17 protein-coding genes are annotated in these 20942 nt (G+C 70.8%); 6 read left to right on the top strand and 11 right to left on the bottom strand.

Annotated elements, in window-relative coordinates; translation table 11 throughout:
• Positions 1-57: 57 nt before the first annotated feature.
• From AC1Z3O_RS33765 to AC1Z3O_RS33755, 3 genes are all read right to left on the bottom strand, one after another.
• Positions 58-348 (bottom strand): H-NS histone family protein, encoded by a 291-nt coding sequence (locus AC1Z3O_RS33765; RefSeq protein ID WP_483521481.1) that lies wholly within the window; start codon positions 346-348, stop codon positions 58-60.
• 382 nt (positions 349-730) lie between these two features.
• Entirely contained in the window at positions 731-2263 is a 1533-nt protein-coding gene (locus AC1Z3O_RS33760) for an amidase (protein ID WP_483521479.1), read from the bottom strand.
• A 398-nt stretch (positions 2264-2661) separates the two neighbouring features.
• The gene (locus AC1Z3O_RS33755) at positions 2662-3900 is read right to left on the bottom strand and encodes an aspartate aminotransferase type Ic (protein WP_483522132.1); all 1239 of its coding nucleotides are present in this window, start codon (positions 3898-3900) and stop codon (positions 2662-2664) included.
• Positions 3901-4067: 167 nt separating this feature from the next.
• Here AC1Z3O_RS33755 and AC1Z3O_RS33750 point away from each other — a divergent pair, with 167 nt between their 5' ends.
• Positions 4068-4922: a LysR substrate-binding domain-containing protein gene (locus AC1Z3O_RS33750; protein ID WP_483521478.1), complete on the top strand. Its 855-nt coding sequence runs from the start codon at positions 4068-4070 to the stop codon at positions 4920-4922.
• A 58-nt stretch (positions 4923-4980) separates the two neighbouring features.
• Here the strand turns inward: AC1Z3O_RS33750 and AC1Z3O_RS33745 are convergent, their stop codons facing one another.
• Complete coding sequence (locus AC1Z3O_RS33745) at positions 4981-6534, bottom strand: methyl-accepting chemotaxis protein (protein WP_483521477.1); 1554 nt, start codon at positions 6532-6534, stop codon at positions 4981-4983.
• A 442-nt stretch (positions 6535-6976) separates the two neighbouring features.
• Between AC1Z3O_RS33745 and AC1Z3O_RS33740 the strand changes: the two genes are divergently transcribed.
• The 5 genes from AC1Z3O_RS33740 to AC1Z3O_RS33720 all read left to right on the top strand — a co-directional run bounded on the left by AC1Z3O_RS33740 (position 6977) and on the right by AC1Z3O_RS33720 (position 11806).
• Positions 6977-7642, top strand: coding sequence for a PepSY-associated TM helix domain-containing protein (locus AC1Z3O_RS33740; RefSeq protein WP_483521475.1), 666 nt, complete (start codon positions 6977-6979; stop codon positions 7640-7642).
• Positions 7643-7655: 13 nt separating this feature from the next.
• Entirely contained in the window at positions 7656-8180 is a 525-nt protein-coding gene (locus tag AC1Z3O_RS33735) for a DUF2271 domain-containing protein (RefSeq protein WP_483521474.1), read from the top strand.
• A gap of 106 nt (positions 8181-8286) precedes the next feature.
• Positions 8287-9090: a DUF4198 domain-containing protein gene (locus AC1Z3O_RS33730; RefSeq protein WP_483522131.1), complete on the top strand. Its 804-nt coding sequence runs from the start codon at positions 8287-8289 to the stop codon at positions 9088-9090.
• Between the two features lie 41 nt (positions 9091-9131).
• A complete protein-coding gene (locus AC1Z3O_RS33725) occupies positions 9132-10181 on the top strand; it encodes an FAD:protein FMN transferase (protein WP_483521472.1) in 1050 nt (349 codons plus the stop codon).
• The gene (locus AC1Z3O_RS33720; protein WP_483521471.1) at positions 10178-11806 is read left to right on the top strand and encodes a flavodoxin domain-containing protein; all 1629 of its coding nucleotides are present in this window, start codon (positions 10178-10180) and stop codon (positions 11804-11806) included. The genes AC1Z3O_RS33725 and AC1Z3O_RS33720 overlap by 4 nt, the downstream gene beginning before the upstream one ends.
• Positions 11807-12439: 633 nt before the next feature.
• On the opposite strand, the gene AC1Z3O_RS33715 is transcribed toward AC1Z3O_RS33720, so the two are convergent.
• The 7 genes from AC1Z3O_RS33715 to AC1Z3O_RS33685 all read right to left on the bottom strand — a co-directional run bounded on the left by AC1Z3O_RS33715 (position 12440) and on the right by AC1Z3O_RS33685 (position 20903).
• Positions 12440-14548 carry an acetate--CoA ligase family protein gene (locus AC1Z3O_RS33715; protein ID WP_483521469.1) on the bottom strand — a complete coding sequence of 703 codons (2109 nt, stop codon included), beginning with the start codon at positions 14546-14548 and terminating at the stop codon, positions 12440-12442.
• Positions 14549-14612: 64 nt separating this feature from the next.
• On the bottom strand, positions 14613-15629 hold the full coding sequence (locus tag AC1Z3O_RS33710; RefSeq protein ID WP_483521467.1) for a tripartite tricarboxylate transporter substrate binding protein: 1017 nt from the start codon (positions 15627-15629) through the stop codon (positions 14613-14615).
• Between the two features lie 113 nt (positions 15630-15742).
• Complete coding sequence (locus AC1Z3O_RS33705) at positions 15743-16120, bottom strand: Zn-ribbon domain-containing OB-fold protein (protein ID WP_483521465.1); 378 nt, start codon at positions 16118-16120, stop codon at positions 15743-15745.
• A gap of 79 nt (positions 16121-16199) precedes the next feature.
• A complete protein-coding gene (locus AC1Z3O_RS33700) occupies positions 16200-17348 on the bottom strand; it encodes a thiolase family protein (protein ID WP_483521464.1) in 1149 nt (382 codons plus the stop codon).
• A gap of 11 nt (positions 17349-17359) precedes the next feature.
• Complete coding sequence (locus AC1Z3O_RS33695) at positions 17360-18652, bottom strand: ABC transporter substrate-binding protein (RefSeq protein WP_483521462.1); 1293 nt, start codon at positions 18650-18652, stop codon at positions 17360-17362.
• A 277-nt stretch (positions 18653-18929) separates the two neighbouring features.
• Entirely contained in the window at positions 18930-19985 is a 1056-nt protein-coding gene (locus AC1Z3O_RS33690; protein WP_483521460.1) for a cyclase family protein, read from the bottom strand.
• A gap of 72 nt (positions 19986-20057) precedes the next feature.
• The gene (locus tag AC1Z3O_RS33685) at positions 20058-20903 is read right to left on the bottom strand and encodes an IclR family transcriptional regulator (protein ID WP_483521458.1); all 846 of its coding nucleotides are present in this window, start codon (positions 20901-20903) and stop codon (positions 20058-20060) included.
• Between the last annotated feature and the right edge of the window lie 39 nt (positions 20904-20942).

Here is a 20942-nt window from a genome sequence, read left to right as displayed (position 1 = left end):
CGGTGCATGAGTCGGGGCCGCGTCCCGCTTGCGCGCTATTTCGTCGCGCCTTTCGATTTATTCTTCCGCGATCAGGAAACGCTCGCGGTTCTTGCCGATCCACGCCGGCGCACGGCCGCGTCCGGACCAGGTCTGGCCGGTCTTCGGATTGCGATATTTCGCGACTGACGGTGACTTGCTGCCGCGCGGGCGGCCGCGGCGCGGCCCCAGGTCGTCGATGGTCAGGCCATATTGCGCCATCAGTCCCTGAATCTCAGCGATCACAGCGCTGACCTCGGTCTTGCGCGCCTCCTCGATGGCAGCGTCCAATGCATCTCGCTGCGCTACCAATTCCTTGTAAGTTGCCATATCCGTCCTTTCACATTTTTATGTTATGACCTGCGCCGCCGGATTGCATCGAGGACGGCACCTCCCGAGCCGTGAATACACTCGATCGGGCGGGCGGACCGGTATGCCCGGCCGTCCATTATGTTCGCCTGAACCGACAGCGCTGCTTAACCCTGGCAATGCCGAATTGACGAAATCGGCATCATTCCCAATCAACGCCGGATATGGAAAATGAGTTGACCGATTTTCGACCGGATCGTGCCAATTGCGACGGAATATCCGCGTGGCATATTCTTGTCAGGTCATGGATCGCCCAATGTGCCCGGCCGCCGGGAACACGCGTACCCTGCCATTCCCGGCGCGGATAACCGGTCTGGGCGGTGCGTGCCGCGGCGGCCCTTGGTTAGCGAGGCATGGCGGGTAGCGATGCGCTCGCCGCGAAGGCCGGCGGGCGCCGCGCCAGGCTGGCCTGTTCGAAGGCATAGGCCATGGCAATCAGCTCCGGTTCGCTCCACGCCGTGCCGGCGAAGGAGAGGCCGCATGGCAGCCCGCCCACGAGGCCGGCGGGCACGGTGATATGCGGATAGCCTGCCACTGCCGCGGCGCTTGAGAAGCCATTGCCGAAGAAGTCGCCACGGATGAAGTCGGTCAGCCAGGCCGGGCTGCCGCTGGGCGCGACCAGCGCATCGAGGCGGTGCTCCCGCAAGGCCTTGTCGATGCCCTCCTCGCGCGCGAGCCGGCGGCAGTTCGCCAAGGCATCGAGGTAGACCCCACTGTCGAGGCTCCCTGCATCCAACGCGCGTTTCAGCGAGTCCTGGCCGAAATACGGCATGACGCGCTCGCGGTGCCGTTCGTTGAAGGCCACGATGTCGGCGAGGGACCGATGGGGCGAGTCCGGGGCGAATTCGCCGAGGTAGGCGGCCAGGCCGGCCTTGAGTTCGTGCCGCAGCACGACGGACTCGTGGGAGCCAAGACTGGCCTCGCCCGGCAGCTCGGGCAGGTCCACGAGCGTGGCGCCCTGTTCCTGCAGCACGGTCAGCGCGTGCGCGATGCGCGTGGAAACAAGGTCATTGCGGCCGCCGAAGTGGTTGCGCAGCACGCCCAGGCGCTTGCCCCGCAGGCCGTCACGGTGCAGGCAGCGGGTGTAGTCCTGCGCGTGCACAGCGGCATCGCGCGTCGCCGGGTCGCGCGGGTCGCAAGCCGCCAGCACGCTGAGCAGCGCGGCCGCGTCTGCCACGGTGCGCGCCATCGGACCAGCTGTGTCCAGCGAATGCGAGACCGGTATCACGCCGTCGCGGCTGACCAGCCCGACGGTGGGTTTGATGCCCACGATGCCATTGACCGAGCTCGGCGAAATGATGGAGCCATCGGTTTCCGTGCCGACGGCCACGACGGCGAGGCTGGCGGCCACCGCCACGGCAGACCCCGAGCTGGAGCCGCTGGCGCTGCGGTCCAAGGCGTAGGGGTTGCGCGTCAGGCCGCCGCGCGAGCTCCAGCCGGAAATGGCGCGCGGCGAGCGGCAGTTCGCCCATTCGGACAGATTGGTCTTGCCGAGGATCACGGCGCCTGCGTCGCGCAGGCGGCGCACCAGGAAGGCGTCGCGCGGGGCGCGCGCGCCGAGCAGGGCCAGCGACCCCGCTGTCGTCTCCATCCGGTCCGCGCTGGCGATATTGTCCTTGAGCAGCACCGGGATGCCGTGCAGCGGCCCGCGCGTCAGTCCCGCGCGCCGCTCCGCGTCGCAGGCCCTTGCGATGTCCAGGGCGTCCGGATTGGTTTCGATCACCGCGTTCAGGCAGGGGCCGCGCCGGTCAATGGCGTCGATGCGTTCGAGGCTGGCCACGACGACGGCCTCGCTGGTGAGGTGCCCTGCCTGCATCGCTTGCTGCAGGCCGGCGATGTCGGCCTCGATGATGGGGGCGGGCTGGGGTGCGGCCATGACGGGGTCTCCGGTGTGGGCGGCGGTGTCTGTCGAGCACTATCTGGAGGGGGAGGGCGGGGACGGCCCCGCAGGGCGAAGTCTCTCACAGTCGCGCCGGTTCGCTCCCCTCTCTCGCCTGTGGGAAAGGGGCCGGGGGTGAGGGCGGGCGCTGGCAAGCGGCAATGTGCTGAATCACACCCCATCGGCTTCGTCTTGGCTTGGCGTGCTGGACCACACCGACGGCTTCGTTGCTTGTGGCGCCTTGCTAGACCACCCCTCACCCCGGCCCTCTCCCCATGAGGGGAGAGGGGATCAAGACGCTATGCTTGGCCAGCGGTGTTGGCGCATTCTCTCGGCTTCGTCTTGCCCTGGCGTGCTGGATCACACCGAGGGCTTCGATTGTGCGTGGCGCCTTGCTAGGCCGCCACGGCCACCGCCGCCGCTGCATCGCGCGTTTCGATCGCGTGCCGCAGCGCCAGCGCAATGCCCCGGGCCGCCATCCCCACGTCCGCCAGCGCGGGGAAGCTGGGCGCGATACGCAGGTGGCTGTCGTGCGGGTCGCGTCCATAGGGGAAGGCGGCCCCTGCCGGCGTCAGCGCCAGGCCGGCCTCGGCCGCCAGCGCGACGGTGCGCGCCGCCAGCCCCGGCGGTGTGTAGAGGCTGATGAAGTAGCCGCCGGCCGGAGCGTTCCAGCTCACCCCTGGCACGCCGTGCAACAACTCGTCAAAGGCGGCCAGCACCGCGTCGAACTTGGGCCGCAGCAGTGCGCGGTGGGCCGCCATCAGCCGCTCCACGCCCGCGCGGTCGCGCAGCAGCCGCACGTGGCGCAACTGGTTGAGCTTGTCCGGACCGATGGTGCGCACCGCATTGCACTGCTGCCACCAGGCCAGGTTGCGCGGCGAGGCGGCGAAGAAGGCGATGCCGCCGCCCGCCATGGTGACCTTCGATAGCGAGGCGAACACCAGGGCCCGGTCCGGATGTCCTGCCGCCGCGCAGGCCGCGAGCACGTCCGGCGTGGCGTGAGCGGATTCCGTCAGATGGTGGACGCGGTAGGCATCGTCCCACAGCAGGCGGAAATCCGGCGCGGCGGCCGGCATCGACGCCAGCCGGCGCACCACCTCGGCGGAGTAGATGGCGCCGCTCGGGTTGCTGTACAGCGGCATGCACCAGATTCCCTTGATGCTGGGAATGTCGCGCACCATCTCTTCCACCGCATCCATGTGGGGGCCGTCGGCACGCATCGGCACCGGGATCATGCGGATGCCGAGCGCCTCGCAGATGGCGAAGTGGCGGTCGTAGCCCGGCACCGGGCACAGCACGGCGGCCTCGCCGCGCACCCAAGGCGTGCCGCCCGCCACGCCGTGCAGCATGGCGAAGGCGAGCGCGTCATGCATCAGTTCCAGGCTGGAGTTGCCGGCTGCCGCCACCTGCGCCGGCGGCACGTCCAGCAAGGCGGCCCCCAGTTCCCGTGCTTCGGGCAGGCCCAGCGGCTGGCCGTAGTTGCGGCAGTCGATGCCGTCGCGCGACAGGTAGCCGGCCGCGGCGGCATCGTCGAGCAGGGCGCGCGACAGGTCGAGCTGTTCCGGCGCGGGCTTGCCGCGGGACATGTCAAGCCGCATGCCGAGTTGCTTGAATTGTTGATAGGTCTGCGGCATGGCGCGCATCGGCCTCTCCTTGTGCGTGAACGGGGCGGGTATCGGGATCGATCGGGATCGCAGCCAGTATGCGGAGGCCGTTGCATTCAGGCAAACGCGTTATATTGATCGTTTCTATCAGGTTTCCTGATGGCAGATCCCGGATGGCAAGGAGCAGGGGTGCCGCGATGAAGTCTCTCGATCTCGATGTGCTGGCGATGGTGGTGGCGGTGGCCGATGCGGGCAGCTTCGTGCGCGGCGCCGCGCTCGTGCACCGTTCGCAGTCGGCGCTGAGCATGCAGGTCCGCGCGCTGGAGGATGCGCTCGGCAAGACGCTGTTCGTGCGCGGCCCGCGCCATGTCACGCCCACGCCGGACGGGATGGTGCTGATCGCCTACGCGCGCCGCATGCTGGCGCTGCGTGACGAGGCCTGGGCGGCGATGGTCCACCCCGAGGTGAAGGGCCGCGTGACGATCGGCGTGCCGGACGACTACGCCTCGTCGCTGCTGCCCGCGGTGCTGCGCAAGTTCTCGGCCAGCTATCCCAAGGTGGAGATCCAGGTGATCGGCCTGCCCAGCCACGCGCTGGCGCCGCTGCTCAAGGACAACAAGCTGGACCTGGCCTGCGTCACGCGCATGAAGGGCCTGAGCGGCGAGTTCATCCGGCTCGAACCCATGGTCTGGGCCGGGCCGGCGGCCGGCGGCAGGGAAGTGTGGAAGGAGCGGCCGCTGCCGATCGCGGTGTTCGGCGTCGGCAGCACGGCGCGGGCCAATGCCATCCGCGCGCTGGAGCGTGCCGGCATCGGCTTCCGCACCTCTTACGAGAGTCCCAGCCTGATGGGCTTGTTCAGCATGGTCGAGGCGGGCCTGGCGGTGGCACCGGCAGCGCGTTGCGCGGTGCCGCCGCAGTTGCAGCAGCTCGGCCGCGCCCACGGGCTGCCGGCCCTGCCTGAACTGGAGATCGTGCTGGCGCGCAGCGTGGGCTCCAACCGGCCACCCTGCGATTTCCTTGCGGAGCAGATCCTGGCCGAGCTGCGCCTGTAGCGGCGCGCCGCCGGACGCAGGGCATCGGGTCGGCGGCGCGCATGGTGTTGCGCGCCGTTCAGGCGGCCAGCCGGAACGCGCCCACCGCCTGGTGCAGCGCGTGCGCCTGCTCTTCCAGCGACGCCGCGGCGGAGGCGGCCTGCTCCACCAGCGCGGCGTTCTGCTGCGCCATCTGGTCCATCTGCGTCACGGCCTGGTTGACCTGCTCGATGCCGCCGCTCTGTTCCTCGGTGGCGGCGCGCATCTCGCCCATCAGGTCGGTCACGCGCTTGACCGCCTCGACGATCTCCTCCATCGCGCGTCCGGCGTTTTCCACCAGCGCGGCGCCGTCTTCCACCCGTTGCGCGGAGTCGCCGATCAGGGCCTTGATCTCCTTGGCCGCCGTGGCGCTGCGCTGCGCGAGGCTGCGCACCTCGCCCGCCACCACGGCGAAGCCGCGGCCCTGCTCGCCGGCGCGTGCGGCTTCCACCGCCGCGTTCAGCGCCAGGATGTTGGTCTGGAAGGCGATGCCTTCGATCACGCCGATGATGTCGACTACCTTGCCCGAGGCCTCCTTGATCTCGCCCATGGTGCTGACCACCTGGGTGACGATGCCGCCGCCGCGCACGGCGATCTCGGAGGCGCCTTCGGCCAGGCGGCTGGCCTGGCGTGCGTTCTCGGCGCTCTGGCGCACCGTTCCGGTCAGCTCTTCCATGCTGGCGGCGGTCTGCTGCAGCGACGCCGCCTGCTGCTCGCTGCGGCAGGACAGGTCGGCGTTGCCCGCTGCGATCTGCTTGGCAGCGCCCGCGATGGCGTCGGCCGAGCCGCGGATGGCGCCGATCGCCCCGGTCAGGCGCTGCTGCATCTGCTGCATGGCGAAGAGCACGCTGCGCTGGTCGCCGGGCAGGGTGTCCACCGGCGTGGCGAGGTCGCCGCCGGCGATGCGCGTGGCGATCCGCGAGGTCTGGGCCGGCTCGCCGCCGAGCTGGCCCTGCAGGCTCTTGACGATGCGCAGCACGACCAGCGTCATCAGGAGGCCCACGCCCAGCAGTGTGCCGAGCGATTTCAGCACGCTCTGGCGGAAGGCGGCATCGATGTCGTCCAGATAGACGCCGGCGATGAAGTTCCAGTCCCAGGGGCGGAAGTTGGCCACATAGCTGAGCTTGGGCTGCGCCGCTTCTGCGCCGGGCTTGGGCCACTGATACTCGACGAAGCCCTTGCCTGCGCCCCGGCCGATGGCGGCGATTTCGCGGAACAGGTAGGTCCCCTTGGGGTCCTTCATCCCTTCCATGTTCTTGCCGTTCATCTCCGGCTTGAATGGATGCATCATGACCACGGCATCGGAATGCATCAGCGTGAAATAGCCGTCGCTGCCATAGCGCAGGGCGCGCACCTGCTCCAGCGCACGCTGCTTGGCTTCCTCCATCGTGATCTTGCCGGCGCGCGCCTGTGCCTCCAGTTCGGCCACTGCCGAGACGGCCGTATCCGTCACGTGGACCAGGTCCAGGCGCCGCTCATCCAGGCGCAGCCCGCGCATCTGCCAGGCATCCAACAGCGTCAGGCCGAGCAGGCAGAGCCAGGTCAGCACCAGCGGCAACAGCAGTTTCTTTCTTAGGCTGAGGCCATCCAACATTGCTCGTCTCCTGTCTTTCTTATGTTTTTGATGAATATGTCCGGACATTTCCGAGATAACGGCGGGGCTATCGCCAGACTTGACGCTGCAGGACTAGGTGCATTCCTCGATGGCGGGCAATGCCGATGTCGTGCCGCTTGCCGCCGCGCCGCTGCACTGTGATGCCGCCGTCGTCGTCGTCGGCGGCGGCGGCGTCTTGCGCCTGTAAGCCGCTGTAATACCTGTGCGGCTTGCTTAGCATTGCCTTTTTAAATGAGAACTATTATCCTTTCCGCCTATTGCCCGAGTGGCGGCGATGCGGGCGGCAAGGCCCGCGCCGCGGCGGGCCGACAGTTCTGACAAGGGCACCGCACGCCGGAGCATCGCCGCGCTAGGGCTCGCTAAGGCCCGCCAAGGCCGCTTCGGCGATGGCGGAAACGGCGCCACGATCCGACGGAATTTCATGACCGAATCCCAGCCGGTCGCGGCTTCGCAGCGCCGTGCGTTCTGGCTCAAGCACCTGCACCAGTGGCACTGGATCAGCTCGGCGATCTGCCTGATCGGCATGATGCTGTTTGCCGTCACCGGTTTCACGCTCAACCACGCCGGCCAGATCGAAGCGCGCCCACAGGTGGAAACGCGCGAGGCCACGGCTCCTGCGCCGGTGCTGGCCGCGCTGAAGACCGCCACGCCGGAGCGAGGGCAGGGCAGCGGCGATCCCAAGGGGCCCGTACCGCCCGCGCTGGCGGCGTGGTTGTCGGACTCGCTCGGCATCGATGCCGCGGGGCGCGAGGCCGAGTGGCAGGGGGGCGAAGTCGGCGAAGTCTACGTGGCGCTGCCGCGCCCCGGCGGCGACGCCTGGGTCAGCGTGGCGCTGGACGGCGGCGCGACACAGTACGAGAAGACCTCGCGTGGCTGGGTCTCCTACCTGAACGACCTGCACAAGGGCCGCAACGCCGGCCGTGCATGGAGCCTGTTCCTGGACGTATTCGCCTTCGCCTGCCTGGTGTTCTGCATCACGGGTCTCTTCTTGCTCAAGCTGCATGCCGGGGGCCGCGTCGCCACCTGGCCCCTGGTCGGGCTGGGCCTGGTGGTGCCGCTCGTGCTGGCCATCCTATTCATTCACTGACGAGGTCTTGCATATGCGTCGATTGTTCACCGTCACCCTGAGCGGCCTGGCCGCGGTGCCGCTGGCAGGCCCCGCCCTGGCGGCGGAAATGAACGTCAAGGTCGAGATTCCGCGCCTGAACGTGGCGGAGTACCACAAGCCCTACGTGGCGATGTGGCTGGAGCGTGCCGACCAGAGCCCCGCCGCCACGCTGGCGGTCTGGTATGACGTCAAGCACAAGGACGGCGAAGGCAGCAAGTGGCTCAAGGACATGCGCCAGTGGTGGCGCAAGGCGGGGCGCGACATGAAGATGCCGGCCGACGGCATTTCGGGCGCCACCCGCGCGCCGGGTGAGCATGCGCTCACCTTCGCGGATGGCAAGGCGCCGATGGGCACCCTGCCTGCCGGCGACTATCAACTCGTGGTCGAGGCGGCGCGTGAGGTCGGCGGCCGCGAACTGCTGCGCGTGCCCTTCAGCTGGCCGCCCAAGGCGCCGCAGTCGGCCAAGGCCAAGGGCGAGCACGAGCTCGGCACCGTCGCACTGGAACTGAAACCCTGAACCGGGCAGGCATCCCGCCGCAACCCCTAGGAGCACGATGATGAAGATCTCCGCACGCATCCATCCGTCCCGTCCGGCCTTGCCGGTGACATCGGCGCGCAAGGGCATGGCCACGCGCCTGGCCGTGCTGGCCCTCGCCGCGCTCGCGCCCCTGGCCGCCCACGCCCACCGCCAGTGGCTGCTGCCCTCGGCCACCGTGCTGTCCGGCAACGAGCCCTGGGTGACCGTGGACGCCGCGGTCTCCAACGACCTGTTCTATTTCGAACACGTGCCGATGCGCCTGGACCACCTGGTGGTGACAGCGCCCGACGGCGGTGCCGCCAAGGCTGAGAACGCCGCCACCGGCCGCTATCGCAGCACCTTCGACCTGCGCCTGGCCAAGCCCGGCACCTACCGCGTGGCGGTGGTCAACAGCGGCCTGTTCGCCAGCTACAAGGTGGATGGCCAGGCCAAGCGCTGGCGCGGCTCGGCCGAGGCCTTCGCCAAGGAAGTGCCCGCCAACGCGCAGGACCTGCAGGTGACCCAGGCCGAGGGCAGAGTCGAAACCTTCGTGACCGCCGGCAAGCCCAGCAGCGATGCGCTCAAGCCCACCGGCCGCGGCCTCGAGCTGGCGCCCATCACCCATCCGAACGACCTGGTCGCCGGCGAGGCCGCCAGCTTCCGCCTGCTGCTCGACGGCAAGCCCGCCGCCAACGTGAAGGTCGAGGTGGTGCCTGGCGGCATCCGCTACCGCGACCAGCTGCGCGAGATCGCCGCCACCACCGACGCCGATGGCAAGTTCAGCGTCAAGTGGCCGGCCGCCGGCATGTACTGGATGGAAGCCGACGTGCGCGACGACAAGGTCACCATTGCGCCGGCCAAGGCGCGCCGCGCGAGCTACGCGGTGACGGTCGAGGTGCTGCCGCAGTAAGCCATGCAGCGGGAGTGCGCCGGCGCTGCCGCCCTGATCCGATGAACCGCGTCCTCGTTCCCCTCTCGCTGGCCGGCTCCGCGCCGCCGCCCACGCCCGTTCCCGGCTCGCTCTTGCAGCGCTGGCAGGGTGAGACCATGGGCACCACCTGGTCGGTGACGGCCGCAGTGCCGCCGCCGCCGGCCGGCACCGATCCCGCCTTGCTAGCCGCCGGCGCGGGCGCGCTGCAGAAGGCTATCGAGGCCGTGCTCGACGGCGTGATCGCGCAGATGAGCAACTGGGCCGAGGATTCCGACATCGGCCGCTTCAACCGCGCCGCGGCCGGCACCTGGCAGGCACTGCCAGCGGACGCCGCCGCGGTGCTGCAATGCGCGCTGCAGGTAGCGCGCGACAGCGGTGGCGCCTACGACCCGAGCGCCGGTCCGCTGGTGGACCTGTGGGGTTTCGGCCCCGCGCCGCGACGCAGCGCGCCGCCTGCGGTCCCCGAGGTGGAACGGGCGCGCGCGCGCTGCGGCTGGCAGCGCCTGGCCTTCGATGCCGAGTCGCGCCGCATGTACCAGCCCGGCGGCGTCTCGCTCGACCTGTGCGCGATCGCCAAGGGCTTCGCGGTCGACGCGGTGTCGCGCAAGCTGGCCGAGCTCGGCCTGCCTCACCACCTGGTGGAGATCGGCGGAGAGCTGCGCGGCGCCGGCATCAAGCCCGACGGCATGCCCTGGTGGGTGGAGCTGGAATCGCCCGCGGCGGAGGTCGATGTCGATGCCGCCGGCCAGGCCACCCTGGTCGCCCTGTGCGGCCTGTCGGTGGCCACCTCGGGCGACTACCGCCGCTATTTCGACAGCGGCGGCCGTCGCTATGCCCATACGCTCGACCCGCGCACCGGTTATCCGGCCAGTCACGCGCTGGCCTCTGTCACGGTGCTGCATGCCGAGTGCATGCAGGCTGATGCCCTGTCGACCGCGCTGACCGTGCTCGGGCCCGAGGCGGGCATGGCCTTCGCCCGGCGGCAGGCGCTGGCGGCGCGCTTTCTGCTGCGCACGCCGGACGGCTTCGAAGAGCGTCTCTCCCCGGCCTTTGCGGCCATGTTGTCATGAAGCCGAATCCGCCTTCGCCGCCTTCGCCACTGGCCCTGACCGCCACCGCGGCCGGCGCGGCCGGCCTCGCACTGGCCTGTCTGGGCGAGGCGCGCGCTGTGGTTGCCGGCGGCGTGGTGCTGGCCTATGCCGGCTTCTGCGGCTGGATTGCAGCCCGGCATCGCGCCCGCTCCCAGGCACGCGCCACCGCGCGCGGCGCGCTGGATGAAGCCGCCGACAGCGAGGCGCACACGCTGGTGGCCTATGCCAGCCAGGCAGGGTTTGCGGAACAGCTCGCCGAGCAGACCGCAGAGGCGCTGCGCGGCGCCGGCCAGCCGGTGCGGCTGCTGTCCTTCGCCGAACTCGACGGTGCCGCGCTGGCGGCCTGCCGCGAGGCGCTCTTCGTGGTCAGCACCACCGGTGAAGGCGACGCGCCCGACAGCGCGTCGGGCTTCACGCGCCGCTTTCTCTCGGGCACCGGCGACGCCGCGCTGGCCCGACTGCGCTACGGCATCCTTGCGCTCGGCGACCGCAGCTACGCGCGCTTCTGCGGCTTCGGCCACACGCTGGCCGCCTGGCTGCACAAGCAGCAGGCCCAGCCGCTGTTCGACATGGTCGAGGTCGACAACGGCGATGCCGGCGCGCTGCGCCACTGGCAGAACCACCTGTCGGCGCTGGGCGGCGGCGCGGAGATCGCCGACTGGGAGCGCCCGCGCTACGGCCGCTGGCGCCTGGCCGAACGGCGCCACCTCAATCCCGGCAGCCCGGGCGATCCCGTCTTCCATCTGGCCCTCGTGCCCGAAGACCCGGCGACGCTGTCGTGGCAGGCCGGCGACATCGCCGAGATCGGACCCTGCCACCGCGGCGCCGACGTGCTGGACCTGCTCGCGCGTCTGAGCCTCGACGGCGCCACCGCCGTGCGCTGCGATGGCGAGGACACGACGCTGGCCGAGGCGCTGGCCACGCGCCTGCCGCTGCCGGCTGCGGCGTTCGATGCCATGCGCGGCCTGTCGCCGCAGCGGCTGGTGGACACGCTGCCAGCGCTGCCGCACCGCGAGTACTCCATCGCCTCACTGCCGTCCGACGGGCGGCTCGAACTGCTGGTGCGCCAGGCCCGGCATCCGGATGGCCGACTCGGCCTGGCCTCCGGCTGGCTCACCGAACACGCGCCGCCGGACGCGCGCATCGCGTTGCGCGTGCGCGCCAACCGCGCCTTCCATTCGCCCGAGGCAGGCACACCGCTGGTGCTGATCGGCAACGGCACCGGGCTGGCCGGGCTGCGCTCCCACCTGAAGGCCCGCGCGGCTGCCGGCCGCCAGCGCAACTGGCTGCTGTTCGGCGAACGCACGGCGGCACACGACAGCCTGTATGCGGACGAGCTGACGGCGTGGCAGGCAGACGGTACGCTCGAGCGCCTGGACCTTGTCTTCTCGCGCGACGGCGGCCCGCAGCGCTATGTGCAGGACGCCCTGCGCGCTCACGCCGCGCTGCTGCGCGAATGGGTGGAGGCGGGCGCCGCCATCTATGTCTGCGGCAGCCTGCAGGGTATGGCTGCCGGTGTGCAGGCGGCGTTGGCGGAGATACTGGGGGACTACACGCTGACGCAACTGGCGGAAAGCGGCAGGTATCGGCGCGACGTGTATTGACGGCCGCGCAGGTGGGCGCTGGCGAATGGCGACGTGCTGGATAACACCGTTGGCTTTGTCTTGGCGCTGGTGTGCTGGAAACACCGGCGGCTTCGCTTGGATGTGGCGCCTTGCTAGACCACCCCTCACCCCAACCCTCTCCCCATGAGGGGAGAGGGGGTCAAGGCACTATGCTTGGCCAGCGGTGTTGGTGCATTCTGTCGGCTTCGGCTGGTGCTCTGCGTCTCGCGCCGCGCTGGTTTGCTCCCCTCTCCCGCTTGCGGGAGAGGGGCTGGGGGTGAGGGCCAGCGCTTGCGAGCGGCGACGCGCTGGACAATACCGACGGCTTTGTTTTGGCGCTGGTGTGCTGGACAACACCAGCGGCTTCGCTTGGATGTGGCGCCTTGCTAAACCACCCCTCTCCCCAACCCTCTCCCCATGAGAGGAGAGGGAGCCAAGACACTGTGCTTGGCCATTAGTGTTGGCGCATCCTGTCAGTTTCGGTTGGCGCGATGGCTATCGCGCCACGCCGGTTTGCTCCCCTCTCCCGCTTGCGGGAGAGGGGTCGGGGGAGAGGGCAGGCACTCGCCACAACGAAGGCGCGCGTGCTGCGCGAGCGTCTACCCATTGCGGCGCACGCGGCCGTGCCGGCCATCACCCCGCCACTTCCACCAGCGCATCGACGATCACAGCGCCCTGCGCGTCCACCATCACCGGATTGACATCGATCGCGCGGATCGCGCCGCCGCCGCGCGCCATCATCTCGCCGACGCCTGCCGCCACGCGACACAGGGCCGCCACGTCGGCCGCCGCTTCGCCGCGCACGCCGGCCAGCAGCGGGGCGATGCGCAGCCCGGCGATGGCACGCGCCACGTCGGCCTCGCGGCAAGGGGCGAGCAGGACGGCGGTGTCCTGCAGCGCCTCGACATACTTGCCGCCCGCGCCCACCACCAGCACCGGACCGAACACCGGATCCCAGTGCGCGCCGACCATGCATTCGTGCGCGCCGCCCGCCATGCGCGCCACCAGCACGCCTTCAGCGTTGGCGCCGAGGCGTGCGAGGGCGGCGGTCTGTGCGCGGAAGGCGCGCGCCACGGATTCGGCGTCGTCCAGGCGCAGCGCCACCAGGCCGTGTTCGCTCTTGTGCGGCACGTCAGGCGAGCAGGCCTTGACGGCCACCGGGCCGCCCAGCGCGCGCCAGGCGGCGACGGCTTCGTCCTCGCTGCGGCAGAGCCGGTGCGCCACCACCGGCAGGCCGGCCTCGGCCAGCCGGGCCAGGCTGGCGGCCTCGCTCAGGGTGCGGCCGGCCGCTGCACCCAATTGGCCCGTCGCAGCCGCCGTAGTTGCCTCAGCCACCGCAGCCAGCAGTGGCGGCGCGGCCTCCAGCTCGCGCAGCCGTCGCTGGTGGCCCACGAGCTGCGCCAGCGCCGCCAGCGCTTCGCGTCCGCTCGCATAGACCGGCACGCTCTCGGCACGGAAGGCCTCAGCCACCGGCGCCTGCCAGGCCGCCACCGCGATGGGCTTGCCGGCGCTGGCGGCAAAGGCCGCGGCATCGCGCGCGAAGCGCGGCACGTCGTAGCCCATGCCGGCCACCGGGATGTCGAGCAGCAGCAGGTCGGTGGCGGGGTCGGCCGCGGCCAGCGGCAGCACCTCGCCGAACAGGCCGCTGTTGGTCAGCAGCGCCGCGGTGACGTCGATCGGGTTGGCGGTGGCGGCGAAGCCGGGCAGCCGTTCCGCCAGCGCGGCCTGGGTCGATGCGGCCAGCGGCGCCATCTGCAGGCCGAGGGGCTGCGCCGCGTCGGCGGCGATCACGCAGCTCGCGCCGGAGTTGCTCACCACCACCAGGCCGTTGCCGGCCGCCTGCCAGCCGCGCAGGTAGAGCGGGGCGCAGCGTGCCAGCGCATGCGCATCATCGACGCGCCAGATGCCGTGGCGATCCAGGAAGGCCGATACCGCCCGGTCCTCGCTCGCGATGGCACCTGTATGCGAGGCCGCGGCGCGCTGGCCGGCCGGGGAGCGGCCGGACTTGACCGCCACCACCGGCACCCCGCGCTGGCGTGCGACGGCGGCCGCCTTGGCCAGCACGGCAGGATCGGTCAGGCTTTCCAGGTACAGCAGGATCAGCCGCACCTCGGGATCGTGCGCCACCGCCAGCGCCATCTCGCTGACGGTGACATCCGCCTGGTTGCCGGTGGCATGCATATGGCGCACGCCGATGCCCTGCGCGCGCAGCAGGCCATAGACCATGGCCGCCATGCCGCCGCTCTGGCCGATCACGGCAACCGGCCCGTCCTGCGGCGGGACCTCGATGAACATGGTGGAGAAACTGGCGATGGCGCCGCTGCCGAAATTGGCCAGCCCCTGGCTGTTCGGGCCCACCAGGCGCATGCCGGCGGCGCGCGCCGCGTCCACCATTTCCTGCTGCTGGCGGCGCCCTTCCTCGCCGGCCTCGCCGAAGCCGGAGGCGATCACGATGGCCGCCTGCACGCCCAGCCGCGCGCACTCGCGCACCGCCTCCACGGCGGCGCCGCCGCTGACCACGATGATGGCCAGCTCGGGCGCCTCGGGCAGCGCATCGAGCGAGGGATAGGACCGCAGGCCCTGGATGGTGGCGCGCTGCGGGTTAACCGGATAGAGCGTGCCGGCGTAGCCATGCTCGCGCATGTAGTGGATGGGACGGCCACCGATCTTGTGGATGTTGTCGGAGGCGCCGATCACCGCGATCGAGCGCGGCGTCAGCAGGGCTTGCAGGGAGGAGGACATCGAAGCAGGTTTCATGGCGTGACGGGATGGGGATAGTGCGGCGGATAGTGCGGCGGCGCCGGCATCAATCAATGGTGGCGCCCGAACTCTTGACCACCTTGCCCCACTTGGCGATTTCCTCGCCAAGGAAACGGGCGGTATCGGCAGGGGCGGTCCATTCGGCGGCGAAACCCTGGGCGGCGAAGCGTGCGCGCACCTCGGGCTGCGCCAGCACGGTCTTGAGTGCCTGGCTGAGCGTGTCGATCACCTCGGGCGGCGTGCCGGCCGGCGCCAGCAGCGCGTTCCAGGCGCTGGCCTCGTATCCGGGCAGGCCGGCCTGTGCGATGGTGGGCAACTGCGGCGCGGCCGGCGAGCGGCTGGCGCCGGTGATGGCCAGCGCCTTGAGCCTGCCGTCGCGCACGAAGGGCATCGCCGACAGCATGGTGTCGAACATCACAGTGGCCTGCCCGCTCATCACGTCGGTCAGCGCCGGCGCACTGCCCTTGTAGGGCACGTGGGTCATGCGGATGCCGGCCATGCTGTCGAACAGTTCGGCCGCCAGGTGGGTCGACTGGCCGTTGCCCGAGCTGGCGAAGCTGAGTTGGCCGGGCCGTGTGCGCGCCAGCGCGATCAGCTCGGCCACGCTGTTGGCCGGCGTGGCCGGCGCGGTCACCAGCACCAGCGGGCCGCGCGTCAGCAGTGATACCGGTGCGAAATCGCTCTGTGTCTGGTAGCCGGGCTTGCGGAACAGCGTCATGTTGATGGCGTGCGCGGTGGTGGCCACCAGCAGCGTGTAGCCGTCGGGCGCGGCACGCGCCACCGCTTCGGCGCCGAGATTGCCGCCGGCGCCGGGCCGGTTCTCCACCACCAGCGGCTGGCCTAGCCGCTCGGACAGCTTCATGCCCACCAGCCGGGCCACGATGTCGGTGGGGCCGCCGGGCGGATAGGGCACCACCAGCCGCAGCGGCCGGGCGGGCCAGGAGCGGGACTGGGCCAGCGCGCCCGGCGCGGCCAGCATGGCCAGCGTCGGGACCAGCGTTGAGGCTAGCGTGCCCGCCAGCAGGGCGAGCGCGGCCCGCCGACTCTTGAAGTTCGGTTTCATCGCATATCTCCATGGCATGGTGTGCGCCGGCGGTGCCGGCGCCGGTGCGGGCGGCATGGCCCGCGCGGCGGCGTCGCGGGCATCGCACCGCGCCGCCGCCCGATGCGGGGCGCCTACTCGCGCTGGAAGCGCAGCAGGGTCTGTTCGCCGTGGCGCAGGAAACCTGCGCGCACGCGCTCGCCGATGACGACGCCCGGCGCAGCGTGGCCCATCACGCGCGGGCCTTCGTCCAGCGTGGCCAGCACCAGGGTGTAGGGCGCCAGCGCGCGGAAGGCCTCGGTGGGGGCGCGCGCCACCTCGGTCACGGCGTACACCGTGGCGCGGCCGCTGGCCGCCTTCCAGCCGAGGCGCGTGCTGCCGCAGGCGCGGCAGGCGTGGCGCTGCAACGGTTGCCAGGCGCCGCAGTCCGCACAGGCCTGGTAGCGCAGCTCGCCGGCCTCCAGGCCGGCGGTGTAGGGATGGCCGGCGGCCTGTTCAGTCGATTGCGTCATGTCCTTGCCTCTGCTGTGCGGAGCGGCGTTGCTTGCCGTGGTGCCATGCCTTGCCAGGCTTGCGCTGCGGACGTGCCTCTCATGCGGCCTCCAGCACCAGGCTGACGTGGGCCGACAGCACGCCGCCATCGGCATGGAAGAGGGCGCGATGGCGCGGCGCGATCTGGCGCTCGCCAGCGCGGCCGGCGAGCTGGCGCCCGGCCTCGGCCAGGTGCATCAGGCCGCCCGCCACGCCGGAGTGCCCGAAGGCGAGCAGGCCGCCGTGCGTATTGAGCGGCAGCGCGCCGTCGCGGCCGAAGTCGCCGGCGCGCAGCCGTGCCGCCGCGCCGCCGCGCGCCGCCAGCCCGATCTCTTCCAGCAGCAGGGCCAGCGTGATGGTGAAGGAGTCATAGATGGCCAGGTAGTCGACCTGGTCCACGCGGCAGCCGGCCTCGGCCAGCGCGCGGCCGGCCGCATCCGCCGCGCCGGTGTCGAGCACGCTCTCGATGGCGCACAGGTGCTGGTGGCGGTGGGCCTGGCCGGCGCCGCTGATGCGCACCGGCCGGCCGGCGCCCGGCTCGGCCGACACCACCACCGCCACCGCGCCGTCCGAGATCGGGCAGCAGTCGGACAGTCGCAGCGGCGTGGCGATGGCGCGCGCCGCGCGCGCCTCGGCCAGCGTCAGCGGCTCGCGCAGGTGGGCGTCCGGGTGGCTGGCCGCATGCGTGCGCATCAGCACCGCGAACTCGGCCAGATCGTCCGCGCACAGCCCGGTCTCGGCCAGGTAGCGCGAGGCCAGCAGCGCATAGTAGGCGGGCACCGAGGCACCGTTGGGCACCTCCATCTCGGGCTCGCCCACCTGCGCCAGCGTCTGGATGGACTGGTCGCGGCTCTGGCCGGTCAGGCGGTTCTCGCCGGCCACCACCAGCACATTGCGGCAGCGGCCGGCGCGCACCAGCTCGCGTGCCAGCATGGCCATGGTGCCGCCGGTGGCGCCGCCGGCGGCCATGCCGTGGGCATAGGCCGGCGTCAGCGCCGCGTACTCGCAGAAGCGGTCGGCCAGCATCAGGTGCGGCAGCGTGGTGGCGTAGCCGCACAGCACGCCGTCGATGTCGCGCCGGGCCAGGCCGGCGTCGGCCAGCGCGGCGTCGGCGGCCTGGGCCATCAGCGTCAGCGGGCTGCTGCCCTCGATGCGGCCGAAGCGGGTGTTGCCGCTGCCGCGCAGGTAGGCGGTGGTCATCGTGGACATGTCGTTGCGGTTCAGTGTTTCAGCAGCGGGCATTTCGACTTGGCCGGCGGGATGAAGGCCTGGTCGCCCGGGATGGTCGCCAGCACCTTGTAGTAGTCCCACGGGTACTTTGACTCGGCCGGCGACTTCACCTCGAACAGGTACATATCGTGGATCATGCGTCCGTCCTCACGGATGCGGCCGTTCGGCGCGAAGAAGTCATGGATGGGCATGGCCTCCATCTGCTTCATCACCGGGGCGGTCTCGTCGGTGCCCGCCGCCTGCACCGCCTGCAGGTAGTGCATCACCGAGGAGTAGACGCCGGCCTGGCTCATATTGGGCATCTGCTTGACCTTCTCGAAATAGCGGCGCGACCACTTGCGCGTGGCGTCGTTCATGTCCCAGTAGAAGCCTTCGGTCAGCAGCAGCCCTTGGGCCGTCTTCAGGCCGATGGCGTGGATGTCGTTGATGTAGAGCAGCAGCCCGGCCATGCGCTGCTTGCCGTCGCGCGTCAGGCCGAACTCATTGGCGGCCTTGATGGCGTTGACCGCGTCGCCGCCGGCGTTGGCCAGGCCCACCACCTGCGCCTTGCTCGCCTGCGCCTGCAGCAGGTAGGAGGCGAAGTCGCTGGCGCCGATGGGGTGGCGCGCCGCGCCCAGCACCTTGCCGCCGGCCTCGTTGATCACCGCCGTGGCGGAGTCCTGCAGCGTGTGGCCGAAGGCGTAGTCGGCGGTCAGGAAGAACCAGGTCTTGCCGCCGCGCTGCACCACCGCGCGCGCGGTGGAATTGGCCAGCGCGTAGGTGTCATAGGCGTAGTGCACCGAGACCGGCGTGCACAGGTCGTTGGTGATGCGCTCGGTGCCCGGGCCGGAGAACACCACGATGCGGTCCTTCTGCTTGGCCACCTCCAGCACCGCCAGCGCGGGGGCGGAGGCGGCCACGTCGAGGATGGCGTCCACCTTGCCGGTGTCGTACCATTCGCGCGCCTTGCTGGCGGCGATGTCGGCCTTGTTCTGGTGGTCGGCCACCACCAGTTCGATCTTCTTGCCCAGCACCTTGCCGCCGAAGTCGTCGATGGCCATTTGCGCGGCGGTGGCGCTGCCGCGGCCGGTGACGTCGGCATAGAGGCCGCTCATGTCGAGGATCAGGCCGATCTTGACGATGTCGTCGGAGATGCGGGGCGCGGCGGCCGGCTTGGCGGGCGCCTGCGCGGCTGCAGGAAAGGGCAGCACCGCTGCTGCCGCTGCCAGGCTCAGTGCGGCGAGCGCGAAGCGCGCCGCGCGAGCGGCGTGTGTGGGTTCGGGTTTGGCGGGCCGGGTTTGCATGGTGTCTCCTCCTTGCTCAGGCTGGATGTCGCGGTTTTTGTTTTGTTTACCGCGTTGTGGTGTGGTGGTGCGATTGTCGTCGTGGCTGCAAGCGCCGGCCCTCTCCCCCGGCCCCTCTCCCGCAGGCGGGAGAGGGGAGACCACAGGCGCGATGGCGGGACCATGCTCGAATGCCTGCGCGGTCGCGATGGTTGGCTCCCCCCTCCCATTCATGGGAGAGGGGTTGGGGGTGAGGGCAGGCGCCCGCAGGGGCGATCGCGGCCCGCATGCTTTGCGGCTACACCGTCGCCACCGGCGTCGCCGGCGACCCCACCGCGCCTGGCAGCCGCAGCGGCGGCGCCGTCAGCAGGAAGCGCGAGCGTCCGTTGGCGCGCAGCCATTGCGCCAGGTCGTGCAGGTACCACAGCTCGCCCAGCGGCAGGCCCAGCTTGAACAGGCAGTGGTGATGCAGCGGCAGCAGCGGATGGTGGTCCTCGCCGGCGGGGGCAGGCCGCGCGGGATAGCGTTCCACCGCATAGTTGTCGGCGATCAGCGCGGCGATGCCGGAGTCGGTGATCCAGCCGAGCAGCTTGTCGTCGCGGCCATCGAGCGCGCTGCAGCTATGGTGCAGCACGGTCTCGTCGGGCTCGCGCTGCATCGACAGCACCACCTCGGCGAAGCCGGTGCGCAGCAGCAGCATGTCGCCGCTTTCCACTTCCACGCCGTCGGCCTCCAGCACCCGCATCAGGTCGTCGTAGCCCACGGTGCGGAATTCGCGCCCGTAGTGGTGGGCCAGGTCGACCAGCACGCCGCGGCCCTGCATGCCCTTGACGGCGAAGTTCTCGATGCCCAGCGCGCGCGCCTCGCTGTGCTCGTGGCCGCAGCCGTGGGCGGCGAAGTGGTCGTCCTCGGCGTAGTCGACCGGGCCGACGATATGCTCATTGGCGCGGTAGCCGTTGTAGTAGACGCGTTCGGCGCGGCCGTCGCCGTCGGCGTCGAACAGCGCGCCCACGTGGGCGAGCGAGTCCCACTGCGTGGAGTACTGCAGCGACAGCAGCACCTGGTCGTCGCTGATCACGTCGGTGGCGGCGGGGTCCACCTTGGCCAGCGGGAAGTTGACGTAGGGTGCGTCGTCACGGAAGGTGGGGCGCAGCACGGGCGGGTTGCGCCGCGGGTTGAGCTTGTTGCCGCCGGGATAGTCGAGCGGCAGCGACAGGCAGAAGCTCAATCCGGCGCGTACCTCGCGCGCGCCCTTGAGCACCTGTTCGGGGCCGATCAGGTTGACGCGGCCGAGTTGGTCGTCGGCACCGAAGTCGCCCCAGTTGGATCCGGGCGGACGTTGTTTCCAGCGCATGCTCGTTATCTCCGTTGTGTTTCGTGAATCTCAATCATCTGCCGCGATGCGCCGTGCACCGGGCCGGGATGGCTAGCCGCCCGATGCGGGCGGGGCAGCGAGGCCGGCGGCGGACTTGGCGGCGGGCTTGGCGGCGGGCACGGCGCGCCGGCGCGGCCGCGGCGCGCCGACGGCCGCCCAGTTCGCGCACACGGCGTCCGCCTCGCGGCGCAGCGCGCGCGCCAGCGCCGCTTCGCGCTCGGTGATGCGTTCATTGAGCGCAGCGATGCTGATGGCGGCAAGCGGATAACCGTCCGCGTCGGGCAGCGCGACGGCGATGCCGCCCATGCGCTCCACCACCACGTCGAGCAGGACGGCATAGCCGCGCGCACGCGTGGCTTCTACCTCGCGTTGCAGCAGCGCGGTGCTGAGGCGGGGGTAGCGCTTGAGCGCCGGGGCCGCGCATTGCAGCACCGCCTCCACCTCGGCGTCGGGCAGCGCGGCCAGCAGGGCCAGGCTGCCGGCGCCCACGCCCAGCGGCCGGCGGCTGCCGATATCCAGGTAGTTGGCGCGGATGGGGAAGGTGCCCGGTCGCAGTTCGATGCAGATCGATTCCCAGCCGCTGGGCACCGACAGGATGGTGGTGTCTTCGAATTGCTGGGCAAGCCGGATCAGCGCGGGACGCGCCAGGGCGCGCGGGTCGATGCGGTGCAGGGTGGCCGCGCGCAGTGCCAGCCACTCGGGGCCCGGGCTGAAGGCCTTGGTGTCGGGATCGCGCTGGGCCAGTCCTTCGGCCACCAGTGTCTCCAGCAGGCGCAGCGCCGAGGCCTTGTCCACGCCGGCTGCCGTGGCCAGGTCGGTGAGCCGCGTATTGCTGCCGTCGGACAGGGCGCGCAGCAGCCGGCAGGCTTTCTGCAGGGAGGAACTCGTGGCCGACACTCTGGGTGCTCCTGCGTTCGGGTTTCGGCAAATGAAACG

The organism is Cupriavidus sp. 09_S30 (genome assembly GCF_056930435.1).
Note: the sequence above shows the minus strand (reverse complement) of the source record. Positions and strands in the feature narration are given on the sequence as shown.

Coding starts and splice junctions, on each gene's coding strand:
- AC1Z3O_RS33765 (WP_483521481.1), bottom strand. CDS start 348: ATGGCAACTTACAAGGAATTGGTAGCGCAGCGAGATGCATTGGACGCT.
- AC1Z3O_RS33760 (WP_483521479.1), bottom strand. CDS start 2,263: ATGGCCGCACCCCAGCCCGCCCCCATCATCGAGGCCGACATCGCCGGC.
- AC1Z3O_RS33755 (WP_483522132.1), bottom strand. CDS start 3,900: ATGCCGCAGACCTATCAACAATTCAAGCAACTCGGCATGCGGCTTGAC.
- AC1Z3O_RS33750 (WP_483521478.1), top strand. CDS start 4,068: ATGAAGTCTCTCGATCTCGATGTGCTGGCGATGGTGGTGGCGGTGGCC.
- AC1Z3O_RS33745 (WP_483521477.1), bottom strand. CDS start 6,534: ATGTTGGATGGCCTCAGCCTAAGAAAGAAACTGCTGTTGCCGCTGGTG.
- AC1Z3O_RS33740 (WP_483521475.1), top strand. CDS start 6,977: ATGACCGAATCCCAGCCGGTCGCGGCTTCGCAGCGCCGTGCGTTCTGG.
- AC1Z3O_RS33735 (WP_483521474.1), top strand. CDS start 7,656: ATGCGTCGATTGTTCACCGTCACCCTGAGCGGCCTGGCCGCGGTGCCG.
- AC1Z3O_RS33730 (WP_483522131.1), top strand. CDS start 8,287: ATGGCCACGCGCCTGGCCGTGCTGGCCCTCGCCGCGCTCGCGCCCCTG.
- AC1Z3O_RS33725 (WP_483521472.1), top strand. CDS start 9,132: ATGAACCGCGTCCTCGTTCCCCTCTCGCTGGCCGGCTCCGCGCCGCCG.
- AC1Z3O_RS33720 (WP_483521471.1), top strand. CDS start 10,178: ATGAAGCCGAATCCGCCTTCGCCGCCTTCGCCACTGGCCCTGACCGCC.
- AC1Z3O_RS33715 (WP_483521469.1), bottom strand. CDS start 14,548: ATGTCCTCCTCCCTGCAAGCCCTGCTGACGCCGCGCTCGATCGCGGTG.
- AC1Z3O_RS33710 (WP_483521467.1), bottom strand. CDS start 15,629: ATGAAACCGAACTTCAAGAGTCGGCGGGCCGCGCTCGCCCTGCTGGCG.
- AC1Z3O_RS33705 (WP_483521465.1), bottom strand. CDS start 16,120: ATGACGCAATCGACTGAACAGGCCGCCGGCCATCCCTACACCGCCGGC.
- AC1Z3O_RS33700 (WP_483521464.1), bottom strand. CDS start 17,348: ATGTCCACGATGACCACCGCCTACCTGCGCGGCAGCGGCAACACCCGC.
- AC1Z3O_RS33695 (WP_483521462.1), bottom strand. CDS start 18,652: ATGCAAACCCGGCCCGCCAAACCCGAACCCACACACGCCGCTCGCGCG.
- AC1Z3O_RS33690 (WP_483521460.1), bottom strand. CDS start 19,985: ATGCGCTGGAAACAACGTCCGCCCGGATCCAACTGGGGCGACTTCGGT.